This window comes from Janthinobacterium violaceinigrum, assembly GCF_009208555.1.
Lineage (GTDB): Bacteria > Pseudomonadota > Gammaproteobacteria > Burkholderiales > Burkholderiaceae_D > Janthinobacterium > Janthinobacterium violaceinigrum.
On record NZ_WFLI01000028.1, the window covers coordinates 61,385 to 80,292 of the forward strand.

Annotated in this window: 15 protein-coding genes; 9 read left to right on the forward strand and 6 right to left on the reverse strand. The window is 65.2% G+C overall.

Going from position 1 to position 18,908, the window contains the following annotated elements:
- Nucleotides 1–39 precede the first annotated feature (39 nt).
- Nucleotides 40–855, forward strand: coding sequence for a ferritin-like domain-containing protein (locus tag GCN75_RS20870; RefSeq protein ID WP_152284113.1), 816 nt, complete (start codon nucleotides 40–42; stop codon nucleotides 853–855).
- 18 nt (nucleotides 856–873) lie between these two features.
- Here GCN75_RS20870 and GCN75_RS20875 read toward each other — a convergent pair whose 3' ends face one another.
- Nucleotides 874–4,248, reverse strand: a complete 3,375-nt coding sequence (locus GCN75_RS20875) for a hypothetical protein (RefSeq protein WP_152284114.1) — start codon at nucleotides 4,246–4,248, stop codon at nucleotides 874–876.
- 285 nt (nucleotides 4,249–4,533) lie between these two features.
- Between GCN75_RS20875 and GCN75_RS20880 the strand changes: the two genes are divergently transcribed.
- Both GCN75_RS20880 and GCN75_RS20885 read left to right on the forward strand, forming a co-directional pair.
- On the forward strand, nucleotides 4,534–4,893 hold the full coding sequence (locus tag GCN75_RS20880) for a hypothetical protein (RefSeq protein ID WP_152284115.1): 360 nt from the start codon (nucleotides 4,534–4,536) through the stop codon (nucleotides 4,891–4,893).
- 155 nt (nucleotides 4,894–5,048) lie between these two features.
- A complete protein-coding gene (locus GCN75_RS20885) occupies nucleotides 5,049–5,288 on the forward strand; it encodes a hypothetical protein (RefSeq protein ID WP_152284116.1) in 240 nt (79 codons plus the stop codon).
- On the opposite strand, the gene GCN75_RS20890 is transcribed toward GCN75_RS20885, so the two are convergent.
- Entirely contained in the window at nucleotides 5,242–6,345 is a 1,104-nt protein-coding gene (locus GCN75_RS20890) for a DNA topoisomerase IB (RefSeq protein ID WP_152284117.1), read from the reverse strand. The two genes, GCN75_RS20885 and GCN75_RS20890, sit on opposite strands and share 47 nt — an antisense overlap.
- 92 nt (nucleotides 6,346–6,437) lie before the next feature.
- Between GCN75_RS20890 and GCN75_RS20895 the strand changes: the two genes are divergently transcribed.
- Complete coding sequence (locus GCN75_RS20895) at nucleotides 6,438–6,821, forward strand: YkvA family protein (protein ID WP_152284118.1); 384 nt, start codon at nucleotides 6,438–6,440, stop codon at nucleotides 6,819–6,821.
- A gap of 8 nt (nucleotides 6,822–6,829) precedes the next feature.
- Here the strand turns inward: GCN75_RS20895 and GCN75_RS20900 are convergent, their stop codons facing one another.
- The 3 genes from GCN75_RS20900 to GCN75_RS20910 all read right to left on the reverse strand — a co-directional run bounded on the left by GCN75_RS20900 (nucleotide 6,830) and on the right by GCN75_RS20910 (nucleotide 10,591).
- Complete coding sequence (locus tag GCN75_RS20900) at nucleotides 6,830–8,020, reverse strand: serine hydrolase domain-containing protein (RefSeq protein ID WP_152284119.1); 1,191 nt, start codon at nucleotides 8,018–8,020, stop codon at nucleotides 6,830–6,832.
- Nucleotides 8,021–8,128: 108 nt separating this feature from the next.
- Nucleotides 8,129–9,424, reverse strand: a complete 1,296-nt coding sequence (locus GCN75_RS20905; RefSeq protein WP_152284120.1) for a cation:proton antiporter — start codon at nucleotides 9,422–9,424, stop codon at nucleotides 8,129–8,131.
- Nucleotides 9,425–9,475: 51 nt separating this feature from the next.
- Nucleotides 9,476–10,591, reverse strand: coding sequence for a mechanosensitive ion channel family protein (locus GCN75_RS20910; RefSeq protein ID WP_152284121.1), 1,116 nt, complete (start codon nucleotides 10,589–10,591; stop codon nucleotides 9,476–9,478).
- A gap of 260 nt (nucleotides 10,592–10,851) precedes the next feature.
- Here GCN75_RS20910 and GCN75_RS20915 point away from each other — a divergent pair, with 260 nt between their 5' ends.
- Genes GCN75_RS20915 through GCN75_RS20925 form a run of 3 tightly spaced genes read left to right on the forward strand, consistent with a single transcriptional unit; the run spans nucleotide 10,852 to nucleotide 15,696 of the window.
- The gene (locus tag GCN75_RS20915; RefSeq protein ID WP_152284132.1) at nucleotides 10,852–13,119 is read left to right on the forward strand and encodes an alpha,alpha-trehalose-phosphate synthase (UDP-forming); all 2,268 of its coding nucleotides are present in this window, start codon (nucleotides 10,852–10,854) and stop codon (nucleotides 13,117–13,119) included.
- Between the two features lie 11 nt (nucleotides 13,120–13,130).
- Entirely contained in the window at nucleotides 13,131–13,892 is a 762-nt protein-coding gene (gene otsB / locus GCN75_RS20920; RefSeq protein WP_193317588.1) for a trehalose-phosphatase, read from the forward strand.
- A complete protein-coding gene (locus GCN75_RS20925; protein ID WP_152284123.1) occupies nucleotides 13,879–15,696 on the forward strand; it encodes a glycoside hydrolase family 15 protein in 1,818 nt (605 codons plus the stop codon). The genes otsB and GCN75_RS20925 overlap by 14 nt, the downstream gene beginning before the upstream one ends.
- 72 nt (nucleotides 15,697–15,768) lie before the next feature.
- Here the strand turns inward: GCN75_RS20925 and GCN75_RS20930 are convergent, their stop codons facing one another.
- A complete protein-coding gene (locus GCN75_RS20930; protein ID WP_152284124.1) occupies nucleotides 15,769–16,689 on the reverse strand; it encodes a LysR family transcriptional regulator in 921 nt (306 codons plus the stop codon).
- A gap of 119 nt (nucleotides 16,690–16,808) precedes the next feature.
- Here GCN75_RS20930 and mdcA point away from each other — a divergent pair, with 119 nt between their 5' ends.
- Complete coding sequence (gene mdcA / locus GCN75_RS20935; protein ID WP_152284125.1) at nucleotides 16,809–18,482, forward strand: malonate decarboxylase subunit alpha; 1,674 nt, start codon at nucleotides 16,809–16,811, stop codon at nucleotides 18,480–18,482.
- The coding region (locus GCN75_RS20940) for a triphosphoribosyl-dephospho-CoA synthase (protein WP_193317589.1) at nucleotides 18,482–18,908 on the forward strand (427 nt) is incomplete at its 3' end. The genes mdcA and GCN75_RS20940, both read left to right, overlap by 1 nt.

The window sequence follows — 18,908 nt, forward strand, 5'->3', positions numbered from 1 at the left end:
CTGCGCCCCTTGTTCAAGAACGCGCACGAAGGAAGCACCATGCACGCATCATCTCCACTGACTCCCGCCGCGCCGTCTGAGCTGCGCGCGTATGCGCTGGCCTGCCTGCTGGAACGGGACCCGGCCACCAAGGTGGCGATGGTGGCGGCCATGGCCGGCGCGCCGCTGGAGCTCGACGCGCGGGCGCCGCTGGCGCCGGCCGGCCCTGTGCCGGGCCGTCCCGAGCGTCCGGAACTGGTGCCGCCGCGCCTCGTGGGACGGCGCTCGATGATCACGCCGGAAGGGCGCGCCATGCTGGTGCACGCGCTCGCGCATATCGAATTCAACGCCATGAATCTGGCCCTCGACGCCCTGTGGCGCTTCCCGGACCTGCCCTTTGAATACTACACGGACTGGCTGCGCGTGGCGCAAGAGGAAGCCACGCACTTTGCCATGCTGCAGGCGCACCTGCAGGTGCTCGGCCACACGTATGGCGACTTTCCCGGCCACGACAGCCTGTGGGAAATGGTCGACAAGACGCGCGGCGACGTGCTGGCGCGCATGGCGCTGGTGCCGCGCACGCTGGAAGCGCGGGGACTCGATGCGATTCCCCCGCTGCGCGCCAAGCTGGCGCAGGCGGGCGACATGGCCGCCGCCGCCATCCTCGACATCATCCTGCGCGATGAAGTGGGGCACGTGGAAATCGGTAACCGCTGGTATGGCTACCTGTGCGATCAGCGGGGGCTGGAATTGCGCGCCACGTATGCGGAGCTGGCGCTGCGCTACGAAGCGCCCACCCTGCGCGGCCCGTTCAACCTGGAAGCGCGGCGCCGGGCCGGGTTTTCGGAGCTGGAACTGTCCGACTTGCCCGCCTGACGCCATCGCGGCATCCCTTCACGGATGGGCCGTCAGGCTGATGTGCCAGTGGCTCAAATGTCCTTTCTCGATATGCACCTTGATGGGCTTGAGCCAGGCGCCCGCGCCGGGGATCTTGTCGGCGGCATTGGCGGAAAAGCGCCCGTCGACGAGGGCCAGCTTGACGAAGCTGGGACCGATGTAGACGACGCGCGTCCTGGCCGGCAACGCTTCCTGGGCCAGCATGGCGCGGTTGGCCGCGATCCATGCCACCAAGGCCGCCAGCTTCGGCTTTTGCGCCGGGTTGGCCACCACTTCCGCCTTCGCGTCGGCGATCAGCTTCTTGATGGCGGCGCCATTGCCCTGGCCGCCCAGCGCATCCGTGTAGCCGCCCGTGCCGTCCGCGTAGCGCAAGTCGATCTGCTGGCCGTCGCTGTGGCCGCTGTGGCCGAGGATGGAGCGGCCCGCCGCCGTCTGCGTCACGTGCTGGCCGCTGATGTCGTCGAAGCGGTAGGCATTGCCCGCCAGCCAGGCGATGGCCAGGCGCGTGGCCCACGAATCGCCGCCCGCATCGCGCGTGCCGTAGCGTCGCGCCGCCAGCGCCGCTTCATTGTTGGCCAGGTACAGGGGAATGTAGGCCGTGTCGCCCTTCAATTCCACTTGCCCCCCTTCGGCCGGGTCGGAGCTGGCATCGGTATTGTCGATGCGGCCCTTCAGGCGTACCGTGATGACGGCCTTCTTGTCGAGCTTGTCACCGGCGAAGACGGGCAGCACCAGGCCGGGAAACTTCACCTTGCCGGGACTCTTGGTATTGACCTGAGACAGTAAATTCACCGTGCTGAAGGCGGGATTGCCACCGCCGGCCGAAATGCCGATGTTGACTTCCGTGATCGTCGCCGCCGCCGGCGTGTAGTGCAGTTCCAGCGGCAAGGTATGCGTGGCCGTGGTCGCGCCTTGCGACACGGAGACATACGGTCCCGGCAAATTGCCCGTCAGCTTGATGGGCTGCAGCACGGGGTGGCCGGCCTTGTTTGGCGAGAGGAATTTCGCCTGCGTCACCTTCAAACCCTTGCACACGAGGCTCAGTTCCACCGTCGTCACGGTGGGCAGGAAGCTGTCGCCGATATTCGTCGCGCTGACATTGCCGCCCAGGGTCAATGCCCCATCCTTTGTTTGCTTGCTGACGTCGACGCAATCCGTCTTGACGATCGTGCCCTGCGTGAAGTGGCTCTGGTTGACGGCGCCCGCGGCAGCCAGGTTGACCCCGGGCAAACCGGTGACGGAGTAGGACCAGGTATCGTTGTACTGGCTTTGCGCCGTCGTGTAGACGGGGTACTCGGCCGTCCTGACGGTGATTTTCACGCCCACGTTTTTCGTGCCTTTCGGCACCGTGTAACTGACGGGTACGCTGACGGTCTGGTTTTGCGCGGCCGCCGTGGCCGTGAACTCCTTGCTGCCTTCGTCATCCTGCGGCGTCACGTCCGGCATGGCACGGGGCACGGCCGTTTCGGCGCGCGCGGGCGGACCGGCGCCATCCTGCGTGACCGTGGCGGCCACGTAGCCTTGCGGCACGGCGCGCTGGGCCAGGCCGGGGCCGTACGGGTAGACGATGGCCACGTTGATGGTGGTGCTGTTGTCGAAGACGGCGGTGCTGACGCTGACCACGCCCGGGTGGACGAGGTCATTCAAGGTCAGCTGGTAGGTATCGGGCAGCACGCCATCGAAATGGAAGGCGCCCGTGGCGTCGACCACGGCCACCTGGCGCTGGTGGCTGTTATAGCCGGTCAACAGCATTTTCTTGCCAGCCAGTCCCGTGGCGTTGCCGCCCGCCGGCGTGCGCAGCTGGCCTTGCAGCGCGGCACCGGACTTGATGGCGATCAAGGCATAGCTGGCCGTAAATTCGCCGTCCTGCGAAACGAAATTGAGGTTTATCTCGTAGACGCCGTTGGGCAGGAGCACCAGCATCTGCTGCATGGCGGCAGCGCTGATGCGGAAACTGTTGCTGGCCGCATCGTAGACCCAAAATTGCTTGAGGCTGACGGAGGCGCCGCCCGGCATCGACAGCAGGCCGTCGCTGTCGTCCTGCAGGGTCGTGGGGGCGGCGCCCACCAGGCGAAATTCCAGGGCGGCCGGCTGCAGGCGGTTGTTTGGCCCCAGCCCCGTGATGGCCAGCACGGGCGCCGTGGCGGGCACGTTGCCGTCGTCGTCCGGCTCCACGTAGGTTTCCACGGCCGTGGGCAGTTCCGTCTGGATCAGCAAGTTCAGAGTGGTGACGCTGTTGCCCTTGCTGAGGAAAAACTGCGCGTGCTGGTCCGCGCCCGTGTCGCCGGGCGTGGAAAAGCGCAGGCTGCCGTCCTGCAGCAGCACGTCCGTGACGGCGCCGCTGGCCTTGACGCTGTCGGCGCCGTCCGTCAAACCCAGCTCGGCCAGCGACAGCACGACCACCTGCGCGGGCCGCACGGGATCGAGGTCGATGCTGCCGTTGGCGCTGAAGGTCCACGCCAGGGCATCGCTCTGGAAGGCAATGTCGCGTTCGATGCGCAAGGTGATGGTGTCGTCGGGCGTGACGGTGGCGCCCGCGTCGATGCTGCCGGCCAGCACGTCGCCATCGATGATGGTGCTGCCTTCGGGCACGCTGGCCAGCACGGCCCGTACATTGCTGGCCGCCTCGCTGCTGTTGTTGCGGATGTGCACGCGGTAAGTGTAGTCCCAGGCCGTGCGGCTCACGCGCTGTTCGGCCACTTTTTCCAGCAAGGTCACTTCGAAGTCCCCGGCCGCCTGGACGCTGGCGGCCGCGGCGGCCAGCATGACTTTGGGCGTGGGCGGCTGCGTGGGGTCGTTGGGGCCGCCGCACGCGCACAGGCCCGGCGCCAGCGCCGCGGCCAGCACAGCGACAGCCAGCTGGCGCCGCCGCAGGCAGGCCAGGGCCAGCATGCCGGCCAGCAGCAGCCATGAAGTGGAGGGCAGGGCGATGGCGGCCGGCTGCGTGAGGCCCGTCTCGAGCTCGATGAAGGAGACGGGGTCGACGATGGAAAACGGCTGGGCGCCGGGACTGCCCGCGCCCAGGTAATCGAAGGTGACGGAAAAGCCCGAGGCCGTGGCACCGGGAATGATGCCGCCGGCCAGCGCCAGCGCGTCGAGGTAGCCGCTGGCGGGAATGGCCACGTCGGGCTGCACCAGCAGCACGTCCCAACCGGGCGCCGTGGAAACGTTGTGCAGGTTGGCGTACTGGCCCACGCTGAAGAACAAGGTGAATTCCGCGATGGGGATGGCCAGGGTGGTATTGCTGACGGTGTAGTCGTAGCGCCACTGCGTGCCGCCCAGCGCGGTTGCCGTGTAGCCGATGGTGGCGGCATGCGCGGCGGACATTGCGCACAGCAGCAGCGCCAGCAGCACCTGTTTGATGAAGCCCATGATGGTTCCCCCCGTTGACTGGCGCCAAGCGTGCCCAGACAAGAGGTCAAGCAGGAAGCATTCCTGAATAAATAATCTTTATAAAACAGGGGCTTGAATGCTGGCAGACGCGTACTGAACATAATCCTGTCAATTCTGCCGACACGTCATTCCGCGATTTTCGGCCGGGCAGGTGTGTCCGTTGTTAAAATGATGGAATTGAGAAAAATTTAACTTGTATATATGAATAAGTGTATTTTTTCCTGCTTCTTGTTGACCATCATCCTAGGCTGTTCCTCGGATGACATGCTGCATACCCGGCTCGAAGCCTATGGCAAGGATCTCAGTGTGTCGGATGCTTCCCGGGATGGCTTGGTGTATCGCGGCTTCAGCAAGGCGGTAAAGGCGCCCGTGCGGGCCTATGTCGTTGATTTCACTACTAAAAATCCTGACTTTCTTGAACTTCCAGATGAAATCAAGAATAAGGCCCGCTACAAGATAAATGCCGGGCGCAGGCAGCGCTGGGACGAAATGTTTTGCACCCCCCGGTTGCAGCAGATTTTGGTGTGGGAAAACGTGGATGTGATAACAGGACGCACGGTTGATGACGCAGGGAAGATACACCTGACTGCCATGTGCACTGACCGCAGGAGGTGGAAGCGCTGAGGGGGCATATCGGCAGCCACCGTGCTTCCCGCCATGGCTGAGCCTGTCAGCGCTGTCCTACCCATCTTGTCGAAACTGTCTGATTGTATGCCTTGCGGAAACACGCGATGATGATGTTCATGCTGCAACAGCCAACCAGTCCGACGGAGTATGCGATGCAAAAGCCAGACCAGTCCATTCACTTGAACAAGCCATTCCTGCTGATCTGCCTGTTTACGCTCTCGACCCTGGCCGCCACCTTCGTCAATATGGGCGACACGCAGCCGGCCGATAGCGCACCGGCGCCCGTGGCGCCCGTGGCGCGCGATGCAGGCCATCAGAGCATGCCGCTGTGTAACAGCGATGCCTTCAAGCTGTCGGCCCGTTGCCAGCCCCAGCCGGGGCGCCAGGCTTGATGGGTGCGGCGCCTTGCAGGCGCTGCTGCAGCAAGGCCAGCACGGCCGCTTCCTCCGGTGCCAGCGCCGGCAAGTCTTCCTGCAACTGCTGCCGCGCCCGCGCGCGCATGCCTTCCAATAAACTGCCATCCAGATACGATTCCAGCACGGCCGGGTGCACATAGCATTTGCGGCAGATGGTCGGCGTGTTGCCCAGCTTTTTTGCTACCGACTCGATCGCCTGCACGATGTTTTTCTTCGCTTGCGCCTCGGAATCGACCTGCTCGAACGCCTGCAGGGCCAGCGCCGCCAGCAGGGTGCCGGACCAGGTGCGGAAATCCTTGGCCGTGTACTCTTCGCCCGTCACGGTGCGCAGGTAATCGTTGACGTCGCCCGAATCGATGCCATGGCGCCCGCCATCTTCATCCACGTATTGAAACAGTTCCTGTCCCGGCAGCTCGCGCATGCGCTGCAGCACCCTGGCCAGGCGCCGGTCGCTGAGGCGGATATCGTGGCGCACGCCGCTCTTGCCCTTGAAGTGGAAGGCCACGGCGCTGCCATCGACGTGCACATGGCGCGTGCGCAAGGTGGTCAGGCCGAACGATTTATTGGTGCGCGCGTATTCTTCGTTACCGATGCGCATCATCGTCAATTCCAGCAGGTGCACGATGGTGGCCAGTACTTTTTCACGGGGCAAGCCGGGCAGCTGCATGCCGCGTGCGACGGCGGCGCGGATGGCGGGCAGGGCGTTGCCAAAGCTGAGCATGCGCTCGTACTTGACTTCGTCGCGCACCTGGCGCCAGCGCGCATGGTAGCGGTATTGCTTGCGGCCCCGCGCATCGCGCCCCGTCGCCTGCAGGTGGCCATTCGCGCGCGGGCAGATCCAGACGTCCGTCCAGGCAGGGGGAATGGCCAGCGCCTTGATGCGCGCCAGGGTGGCGTCATCGCGCAGGATCAGGCCATCCCCGTCGCGGTAGCGGAACTTGCCGGGCTTGCCCAGGCGGGCGATACCGTTCTGGTGGTCGCCCGTGTAGCGCAAGCCGGCGGCGCGGGCCGTGGTGGTGGCAGAAATTTCCATGACGATAGCTTACCCTGCCCGCCGCGCGCCCGGCGCGCCGTTATGCTAAGGTGCGCATTCGTAACGCCGTGCGCGGCAGACAGGAGCAGCAGATGTTTGGCAGAAAAAAGAATCTGGAAGAAGACCACGCCCCCCAGGCCGACAAGCAGTATGAAAAGAAATACACGGATGACAGTTTCTGGGACAAGGTCGTCAAGTTCGCCAAGACGGCGGGGCGCGAAGTCATCGAGAAAGCCCTGTGGCTGTACTACGCGGCGCAGCAGCCGAATACCCCGCTGTGGGCCAAGACGGCGATTTATGGCGCGCTCGGCTACTTCATTTCGCCCATCGATGCGATTCCCGACATCACGCCCGTGGTCGGCTATGCGGACGACCTGGCCGTGCTGGCGGCGGCCGTCGCCACGGTCGCCACCTACATTACGGCCGACGTCAAGGAACGGGCCGCCGACAAGCTGCGCGGCTGGTTCGGCGCCTAGGCCTTCGCTTAGGCCTTTTTGGCAGCGGGCGCGCCGCTGCCGCCATGCGCGAGCAGGCGCTGCACGACTTCTTTCTGGAATGAACGAAACTCCTTGTCGGCGCTGACGTTGGCGAAGGCCAGCACGGCTGTCCTGCTGGCGCGGTCGACGCAGACGACGGAGGCGGCGCCCGGGTCGCCGCCGCTGTGCGTGGCCAGGGTCCTGCCGTCCACGTCGCGCAGCTGCCAGACCAGGGCCTGGCGCACGGACGAATCGGCAGGCACGACGGGGGCCGCTTGCGGGGCAAAAAAGGATTGCAGGGTGGCATCTTGCAAATAGCGGTGGCCATCGACCCGGCCGCCATTGCTGAAGATGGCCAGGAACCGGGCAAAGTCATGCGCCGAACTGCGCAGCAGTCCCGCCGGCCAGTCCGGATAGCCGACGGGCGGCAGCACTTGCAGGCCCGGTTCCTTGTGCGCATACGGCTGGGCGACGACGGCGCGCCGCGGCAAGCCGGCCAGGTTCCAGGCCGTGCTGTCCATGCCCAGCGGCTCGAACAGGTGCTCGTGCGCAAAGGCGTCGAGGCCGTCGGGGTTCACGCGGCCTACCAGATAGCCAAGCAGGGCGATGCCCACATTGCTGTAGCGCCATTCCGTGCCGGGCCGGGCGGCAAACGACACATCCGCGTCATACCAGGCGCCGCCGCGCGACAGGTAGCCCTTGACGAAGTCGCGCAGGGGCAGGCGCGGGTCGCCCTGCACGGCAAACGCCGTCGTCTTTTCGTACACGGCATCGGAAATGCCCGAGGTATGGTTGAGCAGATGGCGAAAGGTGATGGGCACGTCGGGAAACTTCGGGTGCATGAGCGGGAAGTCCAGATAGGCCGCCACCTTGTCGTCCAGCTGGAAGGCGCCCTGCTCCAGCAGCATCATGATGGCCGTGGCCGTGACGAGCTTGCTGACTGAGGCGATATGAAACACCGTGCTGGCGTCGGCCTTCTTGCCGGCCTGGATATCTGCCCAGCCATAGCCGCGCGCGAAAATGGTTTGCTCGCCGCGCACCACGGCCACGCCCATGCCCGGCGTTTCCGTGCGGGCCAGGCCATCGCGCATGAAGCCGTCAAATTCCGTTTCCCACGCCAGCCTGGCCGGATCGGTGGCGCAGCCCGTTTGCAGCAGGGCCAGTGAGACACCCAGTCCCAGCACGCTTCTTCGTTTCATTGATTCTCTCTTGGCTGTTTTTAATTATCTTAACAACATTTCTGCCCAGCATAGGGGCGATTGACAAAAGATTGCTGTGTAGCAATGACAAACGGGGCCGGCGCGTGCCTATTTGCGCCAGTAGCGTTCCAGCAGGGGCTTGACCGTCAAGCCGTGCGCGATGATGGACAGGATGACGACGACCAGGGTGATGTCGGCCAGTTCGCGCGCCAGCCCGCGCGGCAAGCCATGCGCGATGGCGTAGCTGAGGTAGTACAGCGAGCCGATGCCGCGCACGCCGAACCAGGCCGCCAGGCCCCGCAGGCGCACGCTGGTGCCCGAGGCCAGCAAGCCGAGCATCACGCTGGCCGGGCGCGCCACCAGCAGCAGGAACAGCGCCACGCTCCACGCCCGCCAGCTCCAGGCGGCAGCCATGACGGCGCCGCCCAGCAGCAGCACCAGGGTCAGTTCGGACAGCCGTTCCAGATGTTCCTTGAAGACGAGCGACTCGCCGCTGACGGTCAGCGGCACTTCGCTGTCGTGCGGCTGGGTGGCGGACACGGTATGGGTTTCTTGCGCCTGCAGCAAGCCTTGCCGGTCCTTGGGCGCGCCGGCCAGCCGCAGCTCCGTCTGGCGCAGGGCCACGCCCGCAAAGAACACGGCCAGGAAGCCCCAGGCGTGCAGCCACGTGGCCACGCCGTACACGCAGGCGATCAGGCCCAGGGCCGCCAGGTCGTCCAGCATCGCATGCTTCGGTTCCTTGGCCCGTACCTGCCAGCCCAGCCACGCCAGCAGCGCGCCGCCGGCCGCACCGAGGGCGATGGCTGCCCCGCTGGCCCACAACAGATCGCGCCACAGCCAGGTGGCGCCATGGGGACCCAGCTCATGCAGGCCCAGCAGGCCCAGGCCCAGCATGACGAAAGGAAAGCCGCTGCCATCGTTCATGCCCGCTTCGCTGGTCAGCATGAAGCGCAATTGTTCGCTGTCGCCCGCATGGCGCAGCTGCACGTCCGTGGCCAGCACGGGGTCGGTGGGCGCGAGGATGGCGCCCAGCAGCACGCCCGCGCCCAGGGGCAGGCCCAGCACCAGGCAGGCAAAGGCGGCCACCAGGGCCACGGACAGGGCCATCGACAGCCACGCCAGGCGCAGCGGCGGCAGCCAGCGCGCCAGGCTGAACGGCACGGGCATCTTGACGCCGGCGGAAAACAGGGAGATGAGGACGGCGATTTCCGTCAGGGTTTCCAGCAGGGGCGCCTGCTGCACCAGGTCGAACGCAAACAGGCCGAGAAACATGGGCCCCAGCAGCAGGCCCACGCCCAGGTAAGCGATGGCCGATGTCAAGGGCAGGCGCGCAATGCCGTCGGCGCCCAGGCCGCGCGCCAGCATCAGGCAGCCGATCAGGATGAACCAAGCAGTGGTGCTCATGCGGCCCATTGTAGCGGCGCGCCGGCAAGGGCAGCGCGCCGCACGGTTTCTTTACGCCTTGTACAGCGACACGCTGTCGTTCTGCGCCTGCATGGCGTGCACCTCGACGGGGTCGTGCGTGGAGCGCAAACGGGGCAGGCCGTGCGGATAGCGGGCCGTGATAAAGGCCAGCATCTGTTCGCGCACGATGCAGCGCAGCTCGAAAGCCAGGCCCGAATCTGCCGCACTGACGAGGAAGCGCACGCGCACGGCCCGCTCGTTCGAATCCGTCGCCTGCACGGTGCAGACGCGGCCATCCCATTGCGTGGCCGATTCGCAGATGCGCGTGAGCTCCGCGCGCAGCGGGTCGAGCGGGATGCTGAAATCGAGCCACAGGAACACCGTGCCCAGCAGGGTGGACGAGCTGTGCGTCCAGTTCTCGAACGGATTTTCTATGAACCACTGCAGCGGCACGATCAGGCGGCGCTCGTCCCACACGCGCACGACGACATACGTGCCCTTGATTTCCTCGACCTTGCCCCATTCGCCATTGACGATCAGTACGTCATCGATGCGGATGGGTTGCGAAAACGCAATCTGCAGCCCAGCAATGAAGTTGCCCAGCACGGGACGGGCGGCGATACCGGCCACCAGGCCCGCCACGCCGGCCGAGGCGAGCAGGCTGGCGCCGATCTGGCGCGCGCCGGGCAGGGTCAGCAGCACGAAGGCCAGGCCCAGGATGACGACGATGGCGTGCGCGCTGCGCGTGAGCACGCGGGCTTGCGTGATCAGGCGGCGCGCGCGCAGGTTGTCGGCCACGTCGACGGGGTTGACTTCGGAAATCGTGATGGACAGGGCCTGGATGCATTGCATGGCCAGCCAGGTCAGCGCGATGATCAGCGCCACGCTGGTGACATGCGACATGGCAACGAGGCCCGGCGTATCGTCGGGCGCGCCGGCCAGCACCATGCGCAGGCCGAAGACGATCACGCACAGCTGGCTGGCGCGGAAGGCCACGCGCGTGGCGTTGGTGGTGAACGGGCGGCCGTTGGCCAGCCTTTTCAGTAAACCGATGCCGGCCCGGTGCACGCCGATGGCGACCAGGGTGACGAGCAGGGCGGAAACGAGCACGGTCAGCGCCGAGCGCAGCGGGCCTCCCATCAGCGAGTGGAACGTGCTGAGATCCATAGGCGAAAACTCCTTGTTTTTAAATGGAATGGATGTCGGAAGCGGCTATTTTACGGGCAGATGGCGTAACGGGGGCGTGCGTTGCCGTACGGATAAGACCTGCATCAAGGTGGATACTGGAAGAAATTGCTGCGCTGCGCCATGCCACGTTGACGTTTCAATACGGAAAGCAAACGGGCGTCGCCGCATTGGAAACATAGTCATACTTGCCATGCTTTTTGTTTTTGCAAAGGAAACCGATGATAGTACGATCACTGCGAATGTCCTTGCGCTTCATCCTGCCACTGGCCCTCGTGCTGGGATTGTTTGCCTATATTGTGGTACCCCTGCTCGACAACATTACCCTGCGCTGGTATGTGCGCGATCTCGACAGCCGGGCGGAATTGCTCGCTGGAACCCTCCGGCCCTCGCTCATCGAATACCTGCCCGCGCAAGACGCCACCCGCATCGCTGAACTGTTCCAGGGCGCCACGCGCGACGAACGCCTGATCGCCATCGGCTTTTGCGACAACGCGGGCCACTTGCTGTACCAGTCCGCGCAATACCCAAGTTCCATCGGCTGCTGGAGCACGCCTCCCACGGGCGGCATGTACAAATCCCTCGCGCAATTGCCGCAAGGGCAAGTCCACCTCAGCGAAACGCCCGTCATGCAGGATGCCACCCAGCTGGGCCGCCTGGTGCTGGTGCAGGACATGAGCTTTGTCGAGCGCCGCAATACGGATACCAAGCGTTTCATCTTTGCCTTCCTGGCCGTGCTGGCCGTGCTGATTTCCCTGATGACCGTGTTCGTCGCCCACCTGAGCTGGCGCGGCTGGCTGTCGGCCGTGAAAGATATCTTGCGGGGCGAGTTGCTGCCCAAGAGCAATGGCGCCGTGGCCGCCGCCACGGCGCCCGCCGCCGCGCCCGCGCCGCCGCCGGAAATGCAGCCGCTGATCGGCGACTTGCGCGAATTGCTGCAGGAATACCATCTGGAACGCCAGGGCGACAACGGCTGGTCATCCGACTGGACGCCGGAGAAACTGCGCGGCTTGCTGGAAGCGGATCTTGCGGGAGATCAAGTGCTGGTCGTGTCGAACCGCGAGCCGTACATCCACACGAAAACGGATGCCGGCATTGCCGTGCAACGCCCCGCCAGCGGCCTGGTGACGGCCGTGGAAGCCGTGATGCGCGCCTGTTCCGGCACGTGGATCGCGCATGGTGCCGGTTCCGCCGACCGCGAGACGGTGGACAAGTTCGACCATGTGCCCGTGCCGCCCGACAATCCCAGCTACACCTTGCGCCGCGTGTGGCTGACGGAAGAAGAAGAGCAGGGCTACTATTATGGCTTCGCCAATGAAGGCATGTGGCCGCTGTGCCATATCGCCCACGTGCGCCCCGTGTTCCGCTCGTCCGACTGGGACCAGTATGTGAAGGTCAACCGCCGCTTTGCCGACGCCGTGATCGCCGAAGCGAAGACGGACAATCCCGTCGTGCTGGTGCAGGATTACCACTTCGCCTTGCTGCCGCGCATGGTGCGCGAAGCCTTGCCGAAGGCGACGATCATCACTTTCTGGCACATCCCGTGGCCGAACTCGGAATCGTTCGGCATTTGCCCATGGCGCGAGGAAATCCTCGACGGCTTGCTGGGCAGCACTATCCTGGGTTTCCACACGCCATTCCACCGCAAGAATTTCCTCGAAACGGTGGACCGTTACCTGGAAACGCGCATAGAGCCGGAAGCGTCCGTCATTTCCTACGGCGGCGAGATGACGCAGGTCGAGGATTACCCGATTTCCATCGCCTGGCCCGAGGACGACCCGGCGCAGCCCGACGTGGCCACGTGCCGCGCGCAGATTCGCAGCGAGCTGGGCGTGGCGCAAGACCACTTGCTGGGCATCGGCGTCGACCGCCTCGATTACACGAAAGGCATCGTCGAGCGCTTCCAGGCCGTCGAGCGCATGCTGGAGCTGCAGCCCGGCATGGTGGGCAATTTTACTTTCGTGCAAATCGCCGCCCCCAGCCGCGCTTCGCTCGATGAATATCAAAGTTTCGATGCCCGCGTGCGCAAGATGGTCGAGCGCATCAACCGCCGTTTCGGCAGCGGCGACTATGTGCCCATCCTGCTGAAGGCGGAGCACCATGGCCAGGACGACTTGCAGCGCTATTTCCGCGCGTCGGAAGTGTGCATGGTGACAAGCTTGCATGACGGCATGAACCTGGTGGCCAAGGAATTCATTGCCGCGCGCGACGACGAGATGGGCGTGCTGGTGCTGTCGCAGTTCACGGGCGCGGCGCGCGAATTGCACGAAGCGCTGATCATCAACCCGTATCACATCGAGCAGGGCGCCGACGCCCTGTACCGGGCCCTCGTGATGCCGCCCGTGGAACAGCGCGAGCGCATGAAGAGCATGCGGGCCAGAGTCAAGCATTTCAATGTCTACCGCTGGGCCGGGCGCATGCTGCTGGACGCGGCCCGTTTGCGCCAGCGCGACAAGGTCATGACCAAGATCGACGCCCACAGCCGCATCAAGCGGCGCAAGGGGATGTGATGGAGGCTTTCATGGATGATGGTGCGGCGCTGTTGCAGCTGCTGAGTGCGCCCGGGACGGCCGTCTTCCTCGATTTCGACGGCACCCTGGTCGACCTGGCATCCACGCCCGACGGCGTGCGCCTGGAACCGGGCGTGGTGGAAGCGCTGGCGCTGCTGGCCGAGCGCCATGGCGGGGCGCTGGCCCTCATTTCCGGGCGTCCCGTGGCGCAGATCGACGCCATGCTGGCGCCCCTGGTCGTGCCGGTGGCGGGCGTGCATGGCGTGGAGCGGCGCGGCGCCGACGGCAGGTTTACCGTGGCGGCCACGCCCGACGTGTCGCCCGTGCTGGCGCGCGCCCAGGCGCTGGCCGCGCTCTATCCCGGCTTGCTGGTGGAACAGAAGCGGGGCGCCGTGGCCCTGCATTACCGGCTGGCGCCGCAACTGGAGCAATTGTGTTTGCAGGAAATGACGGCGGCCGTGCAAGCGTGCCCGGGGATTTTGCTATTGCATGGCAAAATGGTCCTCGAAGCCAAGCCGGCCGCCACGGACAAGGGCGGCGCCATCGCCGCCTTCATGCAGGAAACCCCGTTCGCCGGCCGCCGGCCCGTGTTCGCGGGCGACGACACCACCGACGAGGCAGGCTTTGCCTATGTCCAACAAGCAGGCGGGCAGGGCGTGAAAGTGGGCAGCGGCCCCAGCGCCGCCACCTTGCGCCTGGCCAGTCCCGGCGCCTTGCGCGCCGCGCTGCTGGCCGCCTCCGTATCCCCTGAAGGAGCAGATGATGACAACTGATGACACCACCGGCGGCGCGCCCGCGCAAGCATCCCTCAACTGCGGCGTGGTGGGCAATTGCGCCTTCAGCGCCCTGATCGACCAGGCAGGGCAGGTCGTCTGGTCCTGCCTGCCCCGTTTCGATGGCGATCCCGTCTTCAACCGCTTGTTGGACGGCACTGAAAACGGCAGCGTCTGGGCCATCGACATTGAAAACTTTGCCCGCAGCGAGCAAGTCTACGAGCCGAACACGGCCGTACTGCGCACGCGGCTGTACGACACGCAGGGGCGCGGCGTGGAAATCACGGATTTCGCCCCCCGCTTCCTCAGCCGCGACCGCATGTTCCGCCCGCTGATGCTGATCCGCCGGGTCCGCCCGCTCGACCACGCCGTGCGCATCCGCGTGCGCCTGCGTCCCCGCTACGACTGGGGCAAGCTGGCGCCGCAGATCACGCAGGGCAGCCACCACATCCGCTATGTGGGGCCGGAACAGACCTTGCGCCTGAACACCGATGTTTCGCTCAACTATGTGCTGAGCGAAACGTATTTCGTGCTGGGCGGCACGGCCAACTTCCTGTTGGGGCCCGATGAAACCCTGGCCGGCGGCATCGACGAGACGGCGCGCATCTTCGAGAAGGAAACCATCAACTACTGGCGCACCTACACGCGCCGCCTGGCCGTGCCGCTGGAATGGCAGGACGTGGTCATCCGCGCCGCCATCACGCTGAAACTGTCTTTATATGAGGACACGGGCGCCATCATCGCCGCCATGACCACCAGCATTCCCGAAGCACCGGGCAGCAGCCGCAACTGGGATTACCGCTATTGCTGGCTGCGCGACGCCTTCTTTGTCGTGCGCGCCTTGAACAGCCTGTCGGAAGTGGGCACGATGGAGGAATACCTGCGCTGGCTGACGAATATCGTCGCCCGCTCGAAAGGCGGCCACATCCAGCCACTGTACGGCATCGGCCTGGAAGAGCAGTTGCCCGAATCCATACTCGACCACTTGCCCGGCTACCGGGGCAACGGTCCCGTGCGCGTGGGCAACCAGGCGCAGGAACACTTCCAGCACGACGTCTACGGCAACATTGTCTTGGGCGCCGCGCAAGCCTTCCTCGATCACCGCTTGTTCCACCGGGCGGGAAAAGCCGAGTTTGCCGCGCTGGAAGCCGTGGGCGACCAGGCCTTCCGCCTGCATGCGGAGCCGGACGCGGGCATGTGGGAACTGCGCACGCGGGCCAGGGTCCACACTTCATCCATGCTGATGAGCTGGGCGGCCTGCGACCGCCTGGCCAAGGTCGCGCATAAACTGGGCCTGGACGACCGCGCTGACCACTGGAACAGCCGCGCGGTGTTGATCCGCGAACGCCTGCTGCGCGAAGCGTGGAGCGAAGAGCGCCAGGCCTTCGCGGAAAGCCTGGGCGGACGCGACCTCGATGCCTCCGTCTTGCTGATGGCGGAAGTCAACTTCATCGACCCCATGGACCCCCGTTTCATCGCCACCGTCGACGCGCTGGAAGCATCGCTGTGCGACGGCCCCTACATGCGCCGCTACGAAGCGCCCGACGACTTCGGCAAACCGGAAACAGCCTTCAACATCTGCACCTTCTGGCGCATCGACGCCCTGGCCCGCATCGGCAGGAAGGACGAAGCGCGCAAGATCTTCGAAACGATGCTAATGGCGCGCAACCACCTGGGCTTGCTGTCGGAAGACACGCACCCTGTGACGGGCGAGATGTGGGGGAATTTCCCGCAGACGTATTCGATGGTGGGACTCATCAACTGCGCCGTGCGGTTGTCGGCGCCGTGGGATAGTGCTATTTAAGTTCACCCCCAAGGCAAGTTCCGGGGTCGGACCCTCAGGGTCCGACCCCAGCTTTCTTGATGTTCGGGGTAATCACGCACCAGCAGGCTCTCGGCGCCCATACAACCTGCACTCCGCCGCCAGCGCCAGCAAGTTCGGGTCGCGCTCGCGGCTGCTCAGCATCAGCAGGGTGATTTGCTGGTGCGAGCCGTAGCGGGCGTCCAGCGGCAGCAGTTCGATGCGCGAGCTGAAGGCGCGCACGCGGCCGGGCAGCAGGCTGTAGCCGATGCCGCCGCTCACCAGGTTGATCAGCGAGAATATGTCGCCCACGCGCATGGCCGTGTCGGGCACGAATCCCGCCAGTTCAAATGCGTGGTTGAAGCTTTGCGAGGTGACGAATCCCTCGTTGAGCGTGACGAATTTGTCGTCGCGCAGCTGCTGCAAGTCCACCGAAGCGGCCCCCGCATAGGGCGAAGCCAGCGGCGCGGCCAGGAAGATGTCGTCCTGGAACAGGGGCACGGCGACCAGACCCGCATGCTGTTCGTCTTCCTGCACGCCGACGATGATGGCGTCCAGCCTGCCATCGGCCAGGCTTTGCAGCAGGTCGCGGTTCGAGCCCAGGGTCAGGTCGATGTCCAGGCCCGGCCGGCGCAGCTTCAGGGCGATCACCAGCTGCGGGATGCAGTGCAGGGTCAGGGAATACAGCGAACCGATCTTCAGGCGCACGGGGTTGATGCCCGACATTTCGCGCACCTTGCGCACGCCTTCCTCGCACTCGGCCAGCGCGCGCCGCGCCGATTCGGCAAAGGTGTAGGCCGCATGCAGGGGGATCAGGCTGCGCCCCTCGCGCTTGAACAGGGGGCAGCGCAAGCCGTCTTCCAGCGAATGCAGGGCGCGGTGCACGCTGACCGTGCTCTGGCCCAGCGCATCGGCCACCCGCGCCAGGTTGTTCAATTCCATAAAGCTGAGAAACACTTCCAGCTTTTTCAAGGTGATTTCTTCGTTGATGGCCATGGCTAGCCTCTTTTATGGCAGTTCATTAACTTCAGGGTAATGAACATGGTAGCAGGTTGATTGTCGCGGTGACGCTTTCGTTCTATCGTCAGGCTTCGATAGCTCATTCCGGAGGCATGATGTCAACCGCCACAGCAGCGCCAGCGCAGCGGCAAAAACAATGGGACACGCGGCGCACGGAGAAGCGCCGTCGTCTCGACGCCGTGCGCCAGTACGCGAGCGGCCCCGTGCTGCAACAGGGCGACATGGTCGCCGTGCTCGAAGCGCTGCTTGCGCCGGGCGACCGCGTCGTCCTCGAAGGCAATAACCAGAAGCAGGCCGACTTTCTCGCCCGCATGTTGACTAAGGTCAACCCCGACAAGATCCACCATCTGCACCTGATCATGCCCAGCGTCAGCCTGCCCGAACACCTGGACTTGTTCGAGCGGGGCATCGCCCGCAAGCTCGATTTTTCCTTTGCCGGCACGCAAAGCCTGCGCATCGCCCAGTTCCTGCAGGATGGTTTGCTGGAAGTGGGTGCCATTCACACCTATATCGAGCTGTATGCGCGCCTGTTCGTCGACCTTACGCCCAACGTCGTCATGGTGGCCGGCTACATGGCCGACCGCCAGGGCAATCTGTACACGGGCCCCAGCACGGAAGACACGCCCACCCTGGTGGAATCGGCCGCCTTCCGCGACGGCATCGTCATCGCCCAGGTCAACCAGATCGTCGACGACGTCAGCGACTTGCCGCGCGTCGACGTGCCCGGTTCGTGGATCGATTTCGTCGTGCAGTCCGACAAGCCGTTTTTCATTGAACCGCTGTTCACCCGCGACCCGCGTGTGATCAAGCCCGTGCACGTGCTGATGGCCATGATGGCGATCCGCGGCGTGTATGAAAAACACCAGGTGCAGTCGCTCAATCACGGCATCGGCTTCAATACGGCCGCCATCGAGCTGATTTTGCCCACCTACGGCGAGCAGCTGGGCTTGAAGGGCAAGATTTGCCGCAACTGGGTGCTCAATCCCCATCCCACCCTGATTCCCGCCATCGAGACGGGCTGGGTCGAGAGCGTGCACTGCTTCGGCGCGGAGCTGGGCATGGAAGGCTATGCGGCGGCCCGGCCCGACGTGTTCTTCACGGGCCGCGACGGCTCCATGCGCTCGAACCGCGCCCTGTGCCAGCTGGCGGGCCAGTATGCGGTCGACCTGTTCATCGGCGCCACCCTGCAGATGGATGGCCTGGGCAACTCGTCCACCGTCACCAACGGCCGGCTGGCCGGCTTTGGCGGCGCGCCCAACATGGGCCACGATCCGCACGGCCGGCGCCACCCGACACCGGCCTGGCTGGACCTGATCGAGACGGACGATCCGCTCGCGCGCGGCAAGAAGCTGGTGGTGCAGATGGTCGAAACGTTCCAGGACGGCGGCCAGCCCACCATCGTCGAATCGCTCGACGCCGTCGCCGTGGGCCAGGCCAGCGGCATGCCGCTGGCGCCCGTGATGATCTATGGCGACGACGTCACCCACGTGCTGACGGAAGAGGGCATCGCCTACCTGTACAAGGCCCGTTCGCTCGACGAGCGCAAGGCCATGCTGGCGGCTGTTGCCGGCGTGACGCCGATCGGCCTGCGGCACGATCCGAAGACGACGGCGAAACTGCGCGCCGATGGCTTGATCGCGCTGCCCGAGGATATTGGCGTGCAGCGCGGTGCAGCGAACCGCTCGCTGCTGGCGGCAAAAAGCATCGCCGACCTAGTCGAATGGTCCGACGGCCTGTATCAACCCCCCGCCAAATTCAGGAGCTGGTAATGATGACCACAATGATGACGACAGTGCCGGTGCAGGTACGCCCTGCGGCGCTGGCGCGGCAGGTGCTGCAGGCGCTGCTCGATGAAGTGACCCTGACGCCGAAACCGGGCCTCGTCGATCTGCGCAGCCGGGGCGCCCACGCGGACTTGAACTGGGCCCTGATGTGCCACTCGGCTTGCGTGCTGCAGCCCGTGTTTGCCGCCATGGCGCAGGCAGGCTGTGACAGCGATGATGACGACGGCCTGCGCCAGCGCATCGGCGCCATCGGCCGCGAAGGCGAGGTGCTGATGCTGGCAGCCACGGACGGCGTGAACACGCACCGGGGCGCCATCTGGGCACTGGGCCTGCTGGCGACGGCGGCGGCGCAGCAGGCCGTCGTCATCATCGCTGTCACAGCCTGCCTGCGCCATGGCGGCAAACACGGGC

Coding starts and splice junctions, on each gene's coding strand:
- GCN75_RS20895 (WP_152284118.1), top strand. CDS start 6,438: ATGTTTGGCAGAAAAAAGAATCTGGAAGAAGACCACGCCCCCCAGGCC.
- GCN75_RS20905 (WP_152284120.1), bottom strand. CDS start 9,424: ATGAGCACCACTGCTTGGTTCATCCTGATCGGCTGCCTGATGCTGGCG.
- GCN75_RS20885 (WP_152284116.1), top strand. CDS start 5,049: ATGCAAAAGCCAGACCAGTCCATTCACTTGAACAAGCCATTCCTGCTG.
- GCN75_RS20870 (WP_152284113.1), top strand. CDS start 40: ATGCACGCATCATCTCCACTGACTCCCGCCGCGCCGTCTGAGCTGCGC.
- mdcA (WP_152284125.1), top strand. CDS start 16,809: ATGTCAACCGCCACAGCAGCGCCAGCGCAGCGGCAAAAACAATGGGAC.
- GCN75_RS20910 (WP_152284121.1), bottom strand. CDS start 10,591: ATGGATCTCAGCACGTTCCACTCGCTGATGGGAGGCCCGCTGCGCTCG.
- GCN75_RS20890 (WP_152284117.1), bottom strand. CDS start 6,345: ATGGAAATTTCTGCCACCACCACGGCCCGCGCCGCCGGCTTGCGCTAC.
- GCN75_RS20930 (WP_152284124.1), bottom strand. CDS start 16,689: ATGGCCATCAACGAAGAAATCACCTTGAAAAAGCTGGAAGTGTTTCTC.
- GCN75_RS20880 (WP_152284115.1), top strand. CDS start 4,534: ATGCTGCATACCCGGCTCGAAGCCTATGGCAAGGATCTCAGTGTGTCG.
- GCN75_RS20925 (WP_152284123.1), top strand. CDS start 13,879: ATGATGACAACTGATGACACCACCGGCGGCGCGCCCGCGCAAGCATCC.
- GCN75_RS20900 (WP_152284119.1), bottom strand. CDS start 8,020: ATGAAACGAAGAAGCGTGCTGGGACTGGGTGTCTCACTGGCCCTGCTG.
- GCN75_RS20875 (WP_152284114.1), bottom strand. CDS start 4,248: ATGGGCTTCATCAAACAGGTGCTGCTGGCGCTGCTGCTGTGCGCAATG.
- GCN75_RS20915 (WP_152284132.1), top strand. CDS start 10,852: ATGTCCTTGCGCTTCATCCTGCCACTGGCCCTCGTGCTGGGATTGTTT.
- otsB (WP_193317588.1), top strand. CDS start 13,131: ATGGATGATGGTGCGGCGCTGTTGCAGCTGCTGAGTGCGCCCGGGACG.